At 64.0% G+C, this 16,262-nt stretch carries 15 protein-coding genes; 8 read left to right on the forward strand and 7 right to left on the reverse strand.

Annotated elements, in window-relative coordinates; all coding sequences use genetic code 11:
- Positions 1-33: 33 nt before the first annotated feature.
- Positions 34-630, forward strand: coding sequence for a TetR/AcrR family transcriptional regulator (locus EY713_RS11575; RefSeq protein ID WP_210215265.1), 597 nt, complete (start codon positions 34-36; stop codon positions 628-630).
- Here the strand turns inward: EY713_RS11575 and EY713_RS11580 are convergent.
- Genes EY713_RS11580 through EY713_RS11600 form a run of 5 tightly spaced genes read right to left on the reverse strand, consistent with a single transcriptional unit; the run spans position 627 to position 4,953 of the window.
- Positions 627-1,115 carry a hypothetical protein gene (locus EY713_RS11580; RefSeq protein WP_131114986.1) on the reverse strand — a complete coding sequence of 163 codons (489 nt, stop codon included), beginning with the start codon at positions 1,113-1,115 and terminating at the stop codon, positions 627-629. The genes EY713_RS11575 and EY713_RS11580 overlap by 4 nt on opposite strands.
- Positions 1,116-1,146: 31 nt before the next feature.
- Positions 1,147-2,205: a D-TA family PLP-dependent enzyme gene (locus EY713_RS11585; protein ID WP_131114988.1), complete on the reverse strand. Its 1,059-nt coding sequence runs from the start codon at positions 2,203-2,205 to the stop codon at positions 1,147-1,149.
- A 3-nt stretch (positions 2,206-2,208) separates the two neighbouring features.
- Complete coding sequence (locus EY713_RS11590) at positions 2,209-3,066, reverse strand: MurR/RpiR family transcriptional regulator (RefSeq protein WP_245504275.1); 858 nt, start codon at positions 3,064-3,066, stop codon at positions 2,209-2,211.
- A 29-nt stretch (positions 3,067-3,095) separates the two neighbouring features.
- Positions 3,096-4,163, reverse strand: coding sequence for an ABC transporter ATP-binding protein (locus EY713_RS11595; protein ID WP_131114992.1), 1,068 nt, complete (start codon positions 4,161-4,163; stop codon positions 3,096-3,098).
- Position 4,164: 1 nt separating this feature from the next.
- On the reverse strand, positions 4,165-4,953 hold the full coding sequence (locus EY713_RS11600) for an SDR family oxidoreductase (RefSeq protein ID WP_131114994.1): 789 nt from the start codon (positions 4,951-4,953) through the stop codon (positions 4,165-4,167).
- A gap of 229 nt (positions 4,954-5,182) precedes the next feature.
- On the opposite strand from EY713_RS11600, the gene EY713_RS11605 reads away from it, so the two are divergent.
- From EY713_RS11605 to EY713_RS11630, 6 genes are all read left to right on the forward strand, one after another.
- Positions 5,183-6,406 carry an ABC transporter substrate-binding protein gene (locus EY713_RS11605; protein WP_131119616.1) on the forward strand — a complete coding sequence of 408 codons (1,224 nt, stop codon included), beginning with the start codon at positions 5,183-5,185 and terminating at the stop codon, positions 6,404-6,406.
- Between the two features lie 171 nt (positions 6,407-6,577).
- Positions 6,578-7,447: a carbohydrate ABC transporter permease gene (locus tag EY713_RS11610; RefSeq protein WP_131114996.1), complete on the forward strand. Its 870-nt coding sequence runs from the start codon at positions 6,578-6,580 to the stop codon at positions 7,445-7,447.
- Positions 7,447-8,274, forward strand: coding sequence for a carbohydrate ABC transporter permease (locus tag EY713_RS11615; protein WP_131114998.1), 828 nt, complete (start codon positions 7,447-7,449; stop codon positions 8,272-8,274). Before EY713_RS11610 ends, EY713_RS11615 begins: the two co-directional genes overlap by 1 nt.
- A 39-nt stretch (positions 8,275-8,313) precedes the next feature.
- Positions 8,314-8,679, forward strand: a complete 366-nt coding sequence (locus tag EY713_RS11620) for a RidA family protein (RefSeq protein ID WP_131115000.1) — start codon at positions 8,314-8,316, stop codon at positions 8,677-8,679.
- Complete coding sequence (locus EY713_RS11625) at positions 8,679-10,160, forward strand: M81 family metallopeptidase (RefSeq protein WP_131115002.1); 1,482 nt, start codon at positions 8,679-8,681, stop codon at positions 10,158-10,160. The genes EY713_RS11620 and EY713_RS11625 overlap by 1 nt, the downstream gene beginning before the upstream one ends.
- 382 nt (positions 10,161-10,542) lie before the next feature.
- Positions 10,543-11,682 (forward strand): AGE family epimerase/isomerase, encoded by a 1,140-nt coding sequence (locus EY713_RS11630; protein ID WP_131115004.1) that lies wholly within the window; start codon positions 10,543-10,545, stop codon positions 11,680-11,682.
- Here the strand turns inward: EY713_RS11630 and EY713_RS11635 are convergent.
- Positions 11,673-12,170 carry a hypothetical protein gene (locus EY713_RS11635; protein WP_131115007.1) on the reverse strand — a complete coding sequence of 166 codons (498 nt, stop codon included), beginning with the start codon at positions 12,168-12,170 and terminating at the stop codon, positions 11,673-11,675. The genes EY713_RS11630 and EY713_RS11635 overlap by 10 nt on opposite strands.
- 222 nt (positions 12,171-12,392) lie before the next feature.
- On the opposite strand from EY713_RS11635, the gene mutS reads away from it, so the two are divergent.
- Entirely contained in the window at positions 12,393-15,176 is a 2,784-nt protein-coding gene (gene mutS, locus EY713_RS11640; RefSeq protein ID WP_131115009.1) for a DNA mismatch repair protein MutS, read from the forward strand.
- A 4-nt stretch (positions 15,177-15,180) separates the two neighbouring features.
- Here the strand turns inward: mutS and EY713_RS11645 are convergent, their stop codons facing one another.
- A complete protein-coding gene (locus tag EY713_RS11645) occupies positions 15,181-16,257 on the reverse strand; it encodes a quinone-dependent dihydroorotate dehydrogenase (RefSeq protein WP_245573004.1) in 1,077 nt (358 codons plus the stop codon).
- Positions 16,258-16,262: the final 5 nt, after the last annotated feature.

Consider the following 16,262-nt stretch of genomic DNA (forward strand, 5'->3'; position numbering starts at 1 on the left):
CGCTTGTTTGCTTTCCAAAAGATGGAATGCCCATTGCTCGATCCCGTCCACGCCGCCGTTCGACCGCTTCGGTCGCAGCCCACTCGAGATCGTATTCTGCTTGCTGCCCGTAAGATCTTTGCGAGCGACGGCTATGAGCGGACGACAATCCGTGCCGTCGCCACGGAAGCCGCGATCAATCCCGCGATGGTGATGCGCTATTACGGCGACAAGGACGGTCTCTTCGCGGCCGCGGTTGCGTTCGATCTACGTCTGCCAGATTTGAGCGCTGTTCCGTTCGAGACGATCGGTCGGACGTTGGCGCGCCACGTGCTGACGCGGTGGGAAGGCGACGGTGCTGGTGACGAATTGCCTGCGCTGTTGCGTGCTGCGGCCTCGCATCCGGCGGCCCAAGCCAAGGCGACCGACATTTTCGATCGACAGCTTTTGGCGACGTTGAACCCAGTGATCGTCGATCCAGCGCAAGCCGTGACCTGCGCGGCCCTGATCGCGTCCCAGGTCCTCGGCCTCGCGTTCACACGCTACGTGCTGCGGTTGCCGGCCGTCGTGGCGATCCCGCGATCGACCGTGATCGAGAGGGTCGGCGCGACGCTGCAGTCTTACGTCGACGCGGCTCGGAGCGTGACTTAAATTCCCCGTCCCATCGGGAACGGCATATAGCCGACGAAGCTCGCGATCTTCCACTCGCCCGTCTGCTTGGTGCAGAAATAGAGTGTCTGCCAATTCAGGGTGTCGATCCCGCCATCGGCCTTGGCGACGGTGCCGTCGAACTTCTTATGCGCCACGGCGCGCTCGCCCGACACCTCGATGAAGTGCAGGTTGGTGGCGCGGAACAGCGCCGCCCGGAGGGGCTCGGCATAGTGGGTCGTCGCGGTGTCGGCCGCTTGGCGCAGCCATTCGTCGCGATAGGTCGCAAGATCCGGAAAGCCCAAGCGCCAGCTATCAGGATTAGCGGATTTACCAGCATTCAGCCCGAAGAAGCCGGCGGCAAGAAAGTCGGGTTCGGTCATCGACCAATCGGCGGCCAGGAACGCATCGATGTCGCGATGGACCAGCATGTCCCAGATGGCGCGGCGGTCGGGATCGTTCGGAAAGGGGTTCTGTTCGGGTGACATGAGCGCGTCCGGTGTGAGCGAAAAAGGAAGGTCAGACGACACGGCCGCGCGCCGCGACCGCGACGGTCTCGACGATGGTGTCGCCCTCGATGAGCGTGACCTCGTCGAAGAGGTTCGAGACCACGCAGCAATGGTTCGGGATGATGCGAAGGCGCTCGCCGAGGGCCGGTTTTGCCGCGCAGGCCGAGAGATCGACGATGCCATGTTCCTCGCTGAGGCTCCTGACCACGGCATCGGGGTAGCCGACCACATAGCCGTAGCCATCGAGGCCGAGGGTGTCGCTCGTCAGCGCTTTCGAACCAGCGTCGATGATGGCGCGGTCGTCGGTCGGGCGGCTGACCACGGTGGTCAGCACCGTCAAGGCGCAATCCTCCAGCGTGCCGACCGAGCGTGTCACCTGGAAGCGATCGAGATAGATGTAGGTCCCAGGCCGATGTTCGGTCGCGGCCGCGACCTCATGGGCGCGCCAAAGGTCGGGTGTGCCGCCGTTGGACACGATCGCGGGCCGCAGGTTCGCTTTGGTGAGCAGGTCGACGGCAGCCGCCAGCCAGGTCGCGTTGGTTTCGACCGCGCCGGCGGCCGGGTAGGTCATCAACCCGGCGAAGCTCAACCCCGGCGACGCCGCGATGGCGCGGGCGAGCGTCAGCGCTTCGGCCGGGCTCTGGACGCCGCAACGGCCCATGCCGGTGTCGCATTCGACCAGCACCGGCAGGGGCTTGGCGCTCGACATGAAGGCGGCACTGAGCCCCTCGACCGTGGCGGCGCTGTCGGCCGTGACCGAGAGATTGACCCTGTTGGCCAGCGCGACGAGGCGGGTCAGCTTTTGCGTGCCGATGATATTGTAGGGCAGGAAGATCTCGGTCACCCCGCCGTCGGCCATGGCCTCAGCCTCGCCGATCTTCTGGCAGGTAATGCCGATCGCACCGAGCTCCATCTGCCGCTTGGCGAAACGCGGCAGCTTGTGGGTCTTGACGTGGGGCCGCAACGGCAGCCGATGCGCGTCGGCATAATCCTGCGCCCGCTTGAGGTTGGCTTCGACGCGGGGCAGGTCGATCAGAACCGCGGGCGTCTCGATTTCCGAGAGGGTCATGGCTCAGTCTCCGAGCGGGAGTTGGTCGGCATTGCTTCGGCCGAGGCTCTGGTGGTGTTTGATGCGTCGCATGCCTTCGAGGGCCGGCGGCCCGATGCGCTTGGCCACGACGGCGGCCAGCATGTCGGTCAAGGCCAGTAGCGCATAGCGGGCCGGGGAGGGAAGATAGACGTCCCTGTCCTCCTCGATCCGGAACGGCAGGACGATTTCGGCGACGCCGGCAAGCGAGGAGCCCGGCGCCGTGATAGCGATCGTGCGGGCACCATAGAGGCCAGCGATCCCGATCGCATCGACCACGCTGCGAACCTCGCCCGACACCGAATAGGCCACCATCACGGTTCCGGGCTGAGCTGCAGCCGCCGTCATCTGCTGCATTTCGCCGTCGATATGCGACGAGATGGATAGACCGAGGCGGAACAGGCGGTTCTCGAGTTCGGTGGCGGCCAACGACGAGGAGCCGCCCGATCCATAGGCGCGGATCATCCGGGCCGACGTCAGGAGCGCGGCCGCAAGCCCCAGCGCCTCGACATCGACCGCGCCACACACGCGCTCGATCGCGTCGCAGGCATGAGCCGAGATCGCCGAGGGAATACTGTCGCCGGCCACACGACCGGAGGAGGCTGCCTCGAGATAGCGGCCGGCCGAGGCGACCGACTGGGCCAGCCTGACCTTGAAGTCGCGCAACCCATCGCAGCCGAGCGTGCGGCAGAACCGCGTCACAGTGGGTTCGCTGACGCCGGCGCGTTCGGCCAGCCGGGCGATGGCCGCACGCGTCGCAAATTCCGGGTCTGCCAGCACGACGGCGGCAACGCGCCGGTCGGAGGGGCTGCCGGTTTCGCCAAGCGCGTGCAAGCGGGCCACGATATCGATGGCACGAGGGTTGCCGGGGTTCAGAGCCGCTCGCCCGTTTGCGCGTCGAAGACATGGACGAGCGCCGGATCGACGTCGAGCATCAGGGTGCTGCCGGGCTTCGGCGACACGCGCTCGCGGAACACACAGCGGACCTCGACGTCGGCGATGGTGCCGAAAAGATGCGTTTCCGCGCCGGTCGGCTCGACCACCGAGACGATGTAGGGGAAGCCCGTGCCGGTCGAAGCGAGCCGATAATGCTCTGGCCGGATGCCGATCTCGACGGTCTGACCCGATACGGCGTCGGTCGCGCCCAGCGGCAGCGTGAATCCCGCCTTGGTGCGGAGACGGGGCAGCCCATCGCCGCGCTCGATGACGCCGGGGATGAAGCTCATGGCGGGTGAGCCGAGGAATCCCGCGACGAACTTGTTGACGGGAAGGTCATAGAGTTCGAGCGGTGAACCGACCTGTTCGATCCGGCCGCCGTTCATTACCACGATACGGTCCGCCATGGTCATGGCTTCGATCTGATCGTGCGTCACATAGACGATGGTGGTCTTCAGCAGTTGATGCAGCGCCTTGATCTCGGTCCGCATCTGCACCCGGAGCTTGGCGTCGAGGTTCGACAAAGGTTCGTCGAAGAGAAACAGATCCGGCTCGCGCACGATGGTGCGGCCCATGGCGACGCGTTGGCGTTGACCCCCCGACAATTGGCGCGGCAGGCGATCGAGATAGGGCGCGAGGTTGAGGGTGCTGGCGGCTTTGTCGACCTTGCCGGCAATGGCGGCGGCCGTCTCGTGCCGGATGCGTGGCCCGAAGCCGACATTCTGCCCGACCGTCATATGCGGGAAGAGCGCGTAGCTCTGGAACACCATGGAGATATTGCGTTGCTGGGGCGGCAGCGTGTTGGCGAGCCGGTCGCCGATCCACATCTCGCCGCTGGAGATGTCGTCGAGACCGGCGATCATGCGGAGCAGGGTCGATTTCCCGCAACCCGAGGGGCCGACCAGAACCACGAATTCGCCATTGGCGACCGCGAGGTCGATCCCATGCAGCACGGCGACGGGTCCATAGGCTTTGACCAGGCGCTTGATATTCAGTGCGGCCATGTCAGGCGCTCCCCTCGATGACGTCTTTGACGAAGCGATAATTGCCGGCCGTCAGCCCGGCATCGACGGGAAGCACGGCCCCGGTGATGCCAGATGCGGCGGGCGAGGCGAGAAACAGGGCGGCGCGCGCCACTTCATCGGCCACGACGAGGCGGCCGAGCGGATAATGCGGCAGCACTTGCGCCGCGAGGCCGGGCTGACGCTCGAACCGATGGTCCCAGGCAGGCGTGCGGACCGAGCCGGGGCAGATGACGTTGGCGCGGATGCCCACGGCCCCCCGCTCGACCGCCAGCGCTTTGGCATAGGCAATCAGGCCCGCCTTGGCGGCCGAATAGGCCGGATTGCCGTAATGCGCGAGGGCATTGACCGAGGCGATGAAGACGATCGCCCCGCCGCCGCGCCGCGCCATGGCGGCGACCACCGGCGTCGCGACATGAAAGGCTCCCGTCAGATTGATGGCGAGTTCATTGTCCCAGGCCGCCGTGTCGACTTGATCGAGCATGTCGGCGCGGGTGAAGCCGGCGTTGCTGATCAGCACATCCGGCATCGCATCGGCCTCGTCGAGGCGCGCCATCTCGCGCGTGATGGAGGTCGGGTCAGTGAGATCGAACGTCAAACGATGGACAAGATCGAGGCTCTCGAGCAGCGACAGGTCGCGATCGGCACCGGAGACCCGCGCACCCGCCGCTTGGAACGTGGCCACGAGCGCACGACCGATGCCGCCGCCCGCGCCGGTGATCAGCACGTGGCGGTCTTTCAGGCCAAATAACTCCATTGCGGCAATCGTCATTTCAGGTCCGCGTCACGAGAAGAGGCGCGATCAAAGCGTTGGCTGTGAAAAAAAGCAACATTGAAATCTGTGCATTTCGCTCAGATTATACTCTTGCGAGAAATATAATTTCATAGAACACTGCGGCTTAGCCGAGCCTCTTAGAGCGCGGTTGGAACATGATGGCGAAGGCGCCGGAGTGCGGTGCGGCATGGGCCGATCGCCTCGTTAAGGGGGAGTTGCAGTGCATATGAGACGACTTGGTCTTCTTGCCGGCGCCAGCATGCTGGCTTTCTGTTCCATGGCCCAGGCCGGAACCGTCCGTGTTACGATTGCCGAATACAGCAAGGGCACAGGCCCTTACTTCGACGCTGCCGCCAAGGAGTTCGAGGCGTCGCATCCCGGCACCAAGATCCAGATTGAGGTCGTTCCGTGGGACAACCTCCAACAGAAGCTCACGACCGACATTTCGGCCGGCGCCAATGCGGATCTGTCGATCATCGGGACGCGCTGGCTGCTCGACTACGTGTCCCAAAACGTCGTGACTCCGCTTGATGCCTACGTAAAGCCGGATTTCAAAGCCCGCTTCATCGACACGTTCCTGAAGCCCTCGATCATGAACGGCAAGGTCTATGGCTTGCCGATCGCGGCCTCGGCGCGCGCCATGTATTATAATAAGGACGTGTTCAAGAAGGCTGGCATCGACACACCGCCGAAAACCTGGACCGAGTTCAAGGCCGACGCCGACAAGATCAAATCCTCCGGCAGCCCGGTTTTCCCCTTTGGTCTGCAAGGCAAGGAAATCGAGACCGACGTTTATTTCTACTACGGCCTGTGGGCCAACGGCGGCGACATCATTAAGGACGGCAAGTCCGGCATGGATTCGCCAGCCGCGATCGAGACGGCAAAACTCTACAAGAGCTTCATCGATGGCGGATTGACCGAGCCGGGCGTTACTTCCTACTCGCGTGAGGACGTGCAGAACCTGTTTAAGCAGGGCAAGGTCGCCACCGTCATCACGGCGCCGTTCCTGCTGAACCAGATCAAGGCTGAAGTGCCGAACCTCGCTTACGGTGTCGCTCCGATTCCGGTCGGCGATGGTGGCGACGGCGGCACCTATGGCGTGACCGACTCGATCGTGATGTTCGATAATTCCAAGGTGAAGGACGAAGCCTGGGCGTTCCTCGACTTCCTGTTCACGACCGAACAGCGCACCAAGTTCGACAAGGTCGAAGGTTTCCTGCCGGTCAATGCCAAAGAAGCGGCCGACCCGTATTTCGCCGATAACGCCGACCTGAAGGTTTTCACGTCCCTGCTGCCGAAGGCGCATTTCGCGCCCGTCATTCCGGGCTGGGAAGATATCGCGCAGACGACTTCAAACGCGGTGCAGAAGATTTATCTCGGCCAGGGCCCGATCGAGGGGACGCTGAAGGAAGCGGCCGCCAAGATCAACACGACACTCAGCCAGAAGTAAGCCGCCACACCGAATGACGCGAGGGGCGGCGCACCTGCCGCCCTTCGCTTCACGCCGACAATCGGCCGGCGAGGACGCAAGGCTCCGAGCCGTGGTCCGGCCGGATCGCGCGTTCGTCGCTGACCGTCGCGAGCTGTCGCTCTCGCCGCTTCTCTTCAATCACGGAACACAATGGGACGTTCGGCGACACCCTATATCCTGATCTTCCCGAGTTTCCTGCTCGCGGCTGCGGTCATTCTCTGGCCGTTGAAGGAGATCGTTTCTCTGTCGGTCCATGACGTGAACCGTTTCGGCATCATGCGGGATTTCGTCGGGCTCGATCATTTCCGCACCTTGTTCGCGGATCCGGATTTCATCGCGGCTTTGTGGCGGACCCTGCTTTGGACCGTATCGGTCGTGGTCGGAACACTGGTCTGTTCCGTGCCGATCGCCATGATCCTGAACGAGGACTTCTATGGTCGCGGCCTTGCCCGCATCCTCATCATGCTGCCCTGGGCGGTGTCACTCACCATGACGGCGGTGGTCTGGCGCTGGGCGCTGAACGGCGAAAGTGGAATGCTGAATTCGGGGCTGCGCGACCTCGGCCTCATCGGCACGAATATCCAGTGGCTTGCGGATGCCTCGACCGCTTTCCCGATGCAGATCCTGATCGGCATTTTGGTATCGATTCCCTTCACGGTAACGATCTTTCTCGGCGGCCTCTCCTCGGTGCCGGAGGATCTCTACGATGCCGCCGCGATCGAGGGCGCCGGCGCCTGGGACCGTTTCCGCACCATCACGCTGCCGCTGCTGCGGCCTTTCATCAACATCGCCTTCGTGCTGAACACGATCTACGTGTTCAACTCCTTCCCGATCATCTGGACGATGACGCAGGGCGGCCCGGCAAACTCGACCGACATTCTGGTGACCTATCTTTATAAGCTTGGGTTCCGGCTCGGGAGGCTCGGCGATGCGGCTGCCGTCTCGTTGATCATGTTCGGCATTTTGATCGTGTTCACCATCGTCTATGTGCGCCTCGCCATGCGGGAGGAGCAGGACTGATGAACCGCAAAAAGCTGATCCGCTCGCTGATCTCCTGGCTGCTGCTGGCCCCGGTCATCATCGTGGTCCTGTTCCCGTTCGCGGTCATGACCATCACGGCGCTGAAACCCGCCTCCGAAGTGCTCGACCCGGCATGGTGGCCCTCGCAGGTCCATTGGCAGAATTTTACCGAAATGTGGCAGACCACCGGCTTCGGGGCCGCCCTCGGCAACTCGCTCTATGTCTCAGGCTTGACCACGATCCTCACCATCCTGGTGGCCATCCCGGCCGCCTATGGGCTCAGCCGCTACCGGTTCGTCGGGCGCAGCGCGTTCCGGCAGTTTCTTCTCGTGTCGCAGATGCTGTCGCCCATCGTGCTGGTGATCGGCTTGTTTCGCCTCGTCGCCGGCGTCGGGCTGATCGACAGCCTCAACGTGCTCGTGGTGATCTATGTGGCGTTCAACATCGCGTTCAGCGTGTGGATGCTCCAGAGCTATTTCACCACCATTCCGCGCGATCTCGAAGAGGCGGCCTGGATGGAGGGGGCGGGCCATTGGCGCACGCTCGTGACCGTGTTCCTGCCGCTCGCCGTGCCCGCCATGGTCGTGACCGCGATCTTCACCTTCATCAACGCCTGGAACGAATTCGTCATCGCGCTGACGATGCTGCGACGGGAGGACAGCTACACGCTGCCGTTGCGCGTCTTCTCGCTGGTAGCGGGCCGTTACACTGTCGATTGGCAATATGTGATGGCGGCCGCGCTTGTGGCCTCCATTCCTGTCGCGGTCATCTTCGCATGGTTGCAACGCTATCTCGTTCGGGGCTTGGCGCTCGGCGCTGTGAAATAAGCGGGTCGGCTTGATCGACGCATCTTTTCGGGAATTGGGATGACAAAGCAGCATTTCGGCGCCTCTCACGTGCCACTCTCCCCTGCCGTCAGGGCCGGGGACTTCATCTACGTGTCGGGCCAGGTTCCGGTCGGGGCCGACGGCAAAGTCGTGGCCGGGGGCATCGACGCCGAAACCCGTCAGGTGATGCAGAATATTGCGGCGGCTCTCGCGCTGGCCGGTGCGGATCTGTCGGACGTGGTCAAAACCTTCGTGATCTTGGTCGATGCCGGCGATTTCGCCGCCTTCAACGCGGTCTATGCGGACTATTTCCCGACGAACCCGCCCGCCCGCACGACGCTCGAGGCCAAGCTGATGATCGACATCAAAATCGAGATCGAGGCCATCGCCTACAAGCCGCTCTGATGCGGATTTTCACCGCCTCCTTCGCGACCGAAACCAACACGTTCTCGCCCGTGCCGACCGATCGGGCCAGTTTCGACATGGCATTTTATGCGGCGCCCGGGCAGCATCCCGCGACGCCGACGCTCTGTTCGGCCCCCATGGTGGTGCTGCGCCGACGCGCCATCGCGGAGGGTTTCGATCTCGTCGAAGGCACCGCCACCTGGGCCGAGCCCGGCGGCCTGCTGCAACGGCAGACTTTCGAGGATCTGCGCGATCAGATCCTTGACGAGTTGCGCGCCGCGATGCCGGTCGATGGCGTGGTGCTTGGCCTTCACGGCGCCATGGTGGCGCAGGGTTACGACGATTGCGAAGGCGACTTCCTCGAGCGTATTCGCGCTCTTGTCGGGCCGGACGTTCTCGTCGCGGCCGAACTCGATCCGCATAGCCATCTCACGCCGAAGCGCGTCGCCAATGCCGATATTCTGGCGGCATTTCTCGAATTTCCGCATACGGATTTTGTCGAACGCGCCGAGCATGTCGTCGATCTCGCGCTACGAACGCTGCGGGGCGAGATCAAGCCCAGCATGGCGAGCTTCGATTGTCGGATGGTCGGCGTCTTTCCGACGAGCCGCGAGCCGATGCGCTCCTTCGTGGATCGCATGAAAGCCATGCAGGGCCGTAATGGGATTTTGTCGATCTCGCTGATCCACGGTTTCATGGCGGCGGACGTGCCCGAACTCGGCACGCGGATGCTGGTGATCACCGACGGCGAACCCGCCAAGGCGGCCGAGGTCGCCAAGCGTCTCGGCCTCGAGATCTTCGCGCTGCGTGGCACGACAGCGATGCCGATGCTGGAGACCGAGGCCGGTCTCGACCGCGCCGTGGCGCTATCGGCGGCAGCCCCCGGGAAGCCTGTGGTCGTGGCCGATGTCTGGGACAATCCCGGTGGTGGCGTCGCGGGTGACGGCACGCTGATCCTTCGCCGCATCCTCGAGCGGCAGATCGATAATGTGGCGGTCGCGACCATCTGGGACCCGATGGCGGTCACGTTCTGTCTGGCGGCCGGGGAGGGGGCGCGCTTGATGCTCCGCTTTGGCGGTAAAGCCGGCCCGGATGGGGGTGCCCCCATCGATGCCGACGTGACGGTGTTGAAAGCGGTGCACGAAGGCTGGCAAAGCTTTGGTGCAAGCCGGGTGACGCTTGGCGCAACCGCCGTCATTCGCATCGAAGGAACCGCCGTCGAGGTGATCCTCAACACCAATCGGACCCAGACATTCGAGCCCGACATCTTCTCCAATCTCGGGATCGATCCTGCCGCGAAGGCCATTTTGCTTGTCAAATCGACCAATCACTTCCACGCCGGGTTCGCGCCCGTGGCAGCCGAGATCATCTATATCGATGCCGGTGCGCCTTATCCGTCCGATCCGCGGCGCACCATCTATCGCAAGCTGACCCGTCCGCTCTGGCCGCGCGTCGATGATCCGCATGGTTCCAAAGGCTGACAATCTTTTGCTTTACAAGGCTTTACTTTGCCAAGGCGCTCTTTGAAGATATGCGGATCGCGCGGGTCACGATCGTTCCGACCGTGACCCGCCGCAACGGGAGTGACCGCCATGGCCAAGGGTGAGCAGAAGAGCAACAAGGAAAAGAAGAAGCCCAAGCAGGAAAAACCGAAGGATACGGGTCCTGTGTCGCCTTTCGCGACCAAGGGCAAGGACAGCGCCAAGAAGTAATTGTCGGGTCGGACCGCCGGGCTCCGGGCTCGTCGTGCCGTATCGCTCCGCGCGGTCAGCGTCGACCGTCGGCGCGAGGTCCGCACTTGTGTCGTCTCATCGTTGATGGCACGAGACCGCGAGCCTTGCTCAACCCGGAGGATCGAAGCGCATGTCTCTGCAACTCTACGTCGAATGGGTCGCCGCACAAGCGCTTCCGGTTTGGGCCGAAAAGGTGTGCGACGACACCGGGTTGTTCTGGGAAGCCTTGACGCTCGATGGTCAACCCTTGCGCTCCGCCGATTTGCGGCTGCGGACGGGCATGCGACAGATCTATGTGTTTGCTCATGCGGCCACGCTCGGGCTCGCGCCGGCCGGCCCGAGCATCGCGCTGGCGCAGCGGATGATGGACCGGCTTCGATCGATCGCCTGGGCTCCGGATGGCCGCAAGGGTTGGGTCGCGCGGTTCGACCGGAGCGGCACGGTGCTCGATAGCCGGCATGACCTCTACGACCATGCTTTCGTTCTCCACGCTCTTGGATATCTCTATCAGGCGACTCGCGACGAGCGCTACCGCACCTGGATCGACGAAACCCTACACGTCATTGACGAGGGGATGGCCGGGCTGCACGGAGGCTGGGCCGAGAGCACGATGGGCGAACTCCCGCGTCGCCAAAACCCGCATATGCACTTCTTCGAGGCCAATCTGGCGCTCTACGAGACGACCGGCGAGGCGCGCCATCTCGCCCGCGCGGGTGAGCTATTCGGCCTTTTCCGCAGCCGTTTCATCGACCAGAATACCGGGGTGCTCCGCGAATTTTTCGGCCCCCAATGGCAGGTCGATGCGGCCTATCGCTCGGAGCGCCTCGACCCCGGACATATGATGGAATGGGTATGGCTGCTCCGGCGCTTCGAACGATCGACCGGACGTTACGTCTCAGGCCACTGTTCTGCGCTGATGCAGACGGCGCTCGCCATCGGGCGGCATGAGAGTGGCTTTTTGATCGATGAGGTCGATATCTCGGGACAACCGCTCAGCGACAGTCGCCGCCTTTGGCCGCAAACGGAATATCTCAAGGCTCTGTTGGTTCAGTCCACCGCGACCGGACGACCGGACTTGCTGGATGAAGCCGACGCCCTGGTCCAGAGCCTCCTCGGGACCTACCTTGGCGGACCGGTTAAAGGCTGCTGGCAGGATCAGTTCCGGCTCGACGGAACCTTGTCGGCGACGACGATCCCGGCAAGTTCATTGTACCATCTGATCGTACCCGCGGCCGAGATCTTGCTCGCCCGCGCAGCGCCTCAGCGCTGATCCATCCGCGACGCGACATCGATGGCGTTTAATTCTTTCCGCATAGCCGGCTTCATCTGCTTGGCCGATGCGAGAGCGACGAAATCGTCGTTGTTATAGGGCCATGAGGTCGAGCCATTAAAGACCCGCATGCCCGACGCCGTCATCACGGCATCGCCGCGCTGAAGGGTCTTATCCGTGAAGATCGTGGTGTTGCGGATCGCCTGGAGCGTTTCCTGCGGCGATCGTGCAGCTTGTGCAGGACGCGTGTGGTGTTTCGGCCGCATCCGCACGGTCAAAGGCGGGCTGGATGGATCCTCGAACATCGGCTGAGGAAGGGGTTCGCTGGATTGAGCGTTGCCACCACCAAAGATCTGCTGAAAAAAGTCCGACACACCGCCATTATCGCGCGCATTCGCGACACCGGTGCTGGCGACAAGCCCGATCAAAACGATCGCGCTGAGTCCCAGTTTGGCCGCAAAGGTCACGTTGGATTTGCTCAATGTCACGTCAGCCCCCGGCAGATAAAGCGTTGCCCGATGATCTAACGAGCGAAGATGACGGGCGTGCCACTCTCCTAGCGCTGCCCCTCACGCCTCTCAATTCGGATCTTGGTTCAAAGTTGCAATTTGTGTGGACGGTGACTTTGACGGGATGGGGTTTGCCGTTTGACGGTGAAGAACGCGATGCGCGCGGATGCGCCGCCCCCCGGGTTTTGCTAGCGTCGGCCGATGACCGATGCCGTCCGTACTACCCCCGCGACTGCTGTTTCGCTTCCTGCGCCACAGATCGCCGCCGCGACGGCGGAGGATCGCGTGACCCCGATGATGGCGCAATATCTCGGCATCAAGGCGGCCCATCCCGATTGCCTGCTGTTTTATCGAATGGGGGATTTCTTCGAACTCTTCCTGGCGGATGCGGAGGTCGCGGCACGAGCCCTCAATATCGTTCTGACCAAGCGCGGAAAACACCAGGGCGAGGATATCGCCATGTGCGGCGTGCCGGTCGATCGCAGCGATGATTACCTGCATCGGCTGATCGCGCTTGGCCACCGGGTGGCGGTTTGCGAACAGATCGAAGATCCGGCAGAGGCCAAGAAGCGCGGCAATAAATCCGTTGTCAAACGCGCTGTGGTTCGGCTGGTGACGCCCGGCACCTTGACCGAGGACCGCCTGCTCGAGCCGGCCCGCGCCAACACGCTGCTGTCGTTGGTGCGGTTGCGCCAGGGCGAGGCTGAATGGCTTTACGGATACGCCGCTGTCGATATCTCGACTGGTGCCTTCACGGTCGGCGATGTGGCGGAAGCCGCCGTTCCGGCTCTGATCGCCCGATTGGAGCCGAGCGAGATCGTCGTGCCGGACGCGATGAATGCCGAGCCCACAGTCGCGCTCATGCTGCAGGAATCAGGTGCGGCCATCACGCCCGTGGCGCGTGAATTCGCCGACAGCACGATGGCCGACCGGCGGTTGCGGGACTGGTACGGGGTCGAGACCCTCGATGGGTTTGGCGCCTTTTCGCGAGCCGAAATCGCCGCTGCCGCATCGGCCGTGGCTTACGTGACGCAAACGCAGGTCGGCGCCCGCCCCCATTTGCGAGCGCCGGCGCGATCCGAACGCGGGCAGGCGATGGAGATCGACGCCGCAACGCGGGCCAATCTCGAACTCACCCGCACCATGTCGGGCGAGCGGACCGGATCGCTGCTGGCCGCCATCGACATGACGGTGACGTCGGCCGGCGCGCGCTTGCTGGCCGAACGGCTTGCCGGGCCTCTGACGGAGCCGTACGCAATCGCGGCGCGCCAGGATGCCGTCGGATTCGTGCAGGCGGATGCACGGCTTCGGTCCAGCGTGCGGAGCTTGCTGAAAGCGACCCCTGATCTTAGCCGGGCTGTGTCGCGCTTGGCGCTCGACCGTGGCGGCCCGCGTGATCTTGCGGCCTTGCGTGACGGGATCGCGGCCGCATGGGCGGTTGGCACCCGGCTGAAGCAGGCCGCCGATCTCCCGGTCGACCTGTCAGCCGCTGCCGACGTCGCGCTGCGGATCGATCCGGCGCTCGGTGACCTGCTGAAAGCCGCTCTGGCCGATGACCTGCCGCTGGCCCGGCGAGACGGCGGCTTTGTACGAGTTGGCTATGATCCAGCGCTCGACGACATCCGTACGTTGCGGGACGACACGCGGCTCGTCGTGGCCGGCCTCCAAGCGCGCTATGCGGAGCAGAGCGGCGCAAAGCAGCTCAAGATCAAGCACAACAACTTTCTCGGCTTCTTCATCGAAGTGCCGCAAGTGCTTGGCGAGCAATGGTTACGGCCTCCTCACAATGCGCTTTTTATCCACCGGCAGACCATGACCGGCGCGATGCGGTTCTCGACGACCGAACTGGCCGAACTCGACGCGAAGATCGCCTCCGCTGGAGACCGGGCTCTGGCGGCTGAACTCGACATCTTTGCGCGCCTCGCCACGGCGGTGCTAGATCAGACCAACCCGATCCGCGCCGCCTCCGATGCGCTGGCGATGGTGGATGTGACTTGTGGTCTCGCCGAGATCGCGACGGCGCGCAATTGGGTGAGGCCGATCGTCGACGGCACCTTGGCTTTCGCGATCGATGGCGGCCGGCATCCCGTCGTGGAAGCGGCCTTGAAGCTGCGCGGCATCAGCTTTGTGGCGAATGATTGCGATCTCTCCGGCACCGCGTCGACGTCGGGCAACCGCAAGAAGAACGCGGCGGGGGGGCGTATCGCGGTGGTGACCGGCCCCAACATGGCTGGTAAATCCACTTTCCTTCGACAGAACGCGCTGATCGCCATTCTGGCGCAGATCGGATCTTATGTGCCCGCGACGGCGGCCCATATCGGGGTCGTCGACCGGTTGTTTTCCCGCGTCGGCGCGGCCGACGATCTCGCGCGGGGCCGTTCGACCTTCATGGTCGAGATGGTCGAAGCCGCCGCGATCCTCAATCAGGCGGGCCCGCAATCGCTGGTCATCCTCGATGAGTTGGGGCGCGGCACCGCGACGTTTGACGGCCTGTCGATCGCCTGGGCCGCCATCGAGCATCTGCACGAGGTGAACCGGACACGCGGGTTGTTCGCAACGCATTTCCACGAATTGACGCAGCTCAGCAAGAAGCTCCCCCGCCTGACCAACCTGACCATGCGGGTCACGGATTGGAACGGCGAGGTCATCTTCCTGCATGAGGTGATGGCCGGCGCGGCCGATCGCTCCTACGGCATCCAGGTCGCTAAATTGGCGGGGCTTCCTGCCGCCGCCGTCGAGCGCGCCCGCGTGCTGCTGGCCGAGCTTGAGGCAAGCCAGCGTGCCGCGCCGGTAGCTCGGATGATCGACGACCTGCCTCTCTTCGCGCTGCTCGATCGACCAGCGCCGACACAAACGGCGCACCGGCCCGACCTCTTGCGCGAGGCGCTCGACGCCATCGATCCCGACGATCTAACGCCGCGTGCCGCGCTCGAGGCGCTCTATACGCTCAAGCGGATGCGACGCGATGGTCAGCCAACGTCGTAGAAGTTTAGGCTTGCGACGCCAATGCCGCGGCATCTCGGCCGATTTGGCTGGCGAGGGTGTCGGAGCCGAGTCCCTCGATCAGCCCGCGCTTGATGCGCCCGATGAGGCTCGGGCCTTGGAACACCAGCGCGCTGTAGAGTTGCACGAGGCTCGCTCCGGCGCGGATTTTGGCGAGCGTCGTTGCTGCGTCCGAAATACCGCCAACCCCGACGAGCGGGAATTGCCCTTCGACGCGCAGGAACGTCGCGGCCAGCATGGCGGTCGAGGGTCCGAAAAGGGGGCGACCGGAGAGCCCGCCGGCTTCGCGTGCCGTATGGCGATGGTGCAACGACGCGGGTCGGGCCAGCGTCGTATTCGACACGATCATCCCGTCGAGCTTGCGGTCTCGCGCGACGCGCACGACGTCGTCGAGTGCCGCGAGATCGAGGTCGGGTGCGATCTTCAGCAGCACCGGCACACGGCCGTGCAAGGCGCTCGCCGCATCGCGCGCGTCGAGCGACCGCGCCAGCAGGTCGTCCAGCGCCGAGGCGGCCTGGAGATCGCGCAAGCCCGGCGTATTGGGTGACGAGACGTTGATGGTGAAATAGCTCGCCACATCGGCGAAAACCGTGATCCCGGCTGCGTAATCGGCGGCGCGGTCGGTCGCATCCTTGTTGGCCCCGATATTCACCCCGACGATCCCGCCGCGCGCCTTGCGGCTCATGAGCCGCGCATGCGCCGCAGGATGGCCGCCACTGTTGAAGCCATAACGGTTGATCAACGCGCCATCCTCCGGCAAGCGGAAGGCGCGGGGACGGGGATTTCCGGGCTGCGGCTTCGGCGTCACGGTACCGATTTCGGCAAAGCCAAAGCCAAGGCCGAGCAAAGCGTCCGGCACGTCGGCATTCTTGTCGAACCCCGCCGCAATGCCGAGCGGATTGGAAAACGCGAGCCCGAACGCCGCGACTGCGAGACGCGGATCGTCGGGCGCAGGGCGGGAGGATGACGCGAGGCGGAGCGCCTTGATGATCAAACCATGCGCGGTTTCAGGATCGAGACGCAGCAGGGCCGGATGCAGCAGCGCGCCGACTGCGCCGAACAGGCCGC

The sequence above is a fragment of the Lichenihabitans psoromatis genome, assembly GCF_004323635.1.
Lineage (GTDB): Bacteria > Pseudomonadota > Alphaproteobacteria > Rhizobiales > Beijerinckiaceae > Lichenihabitans > Lichenihabitans psoromatis.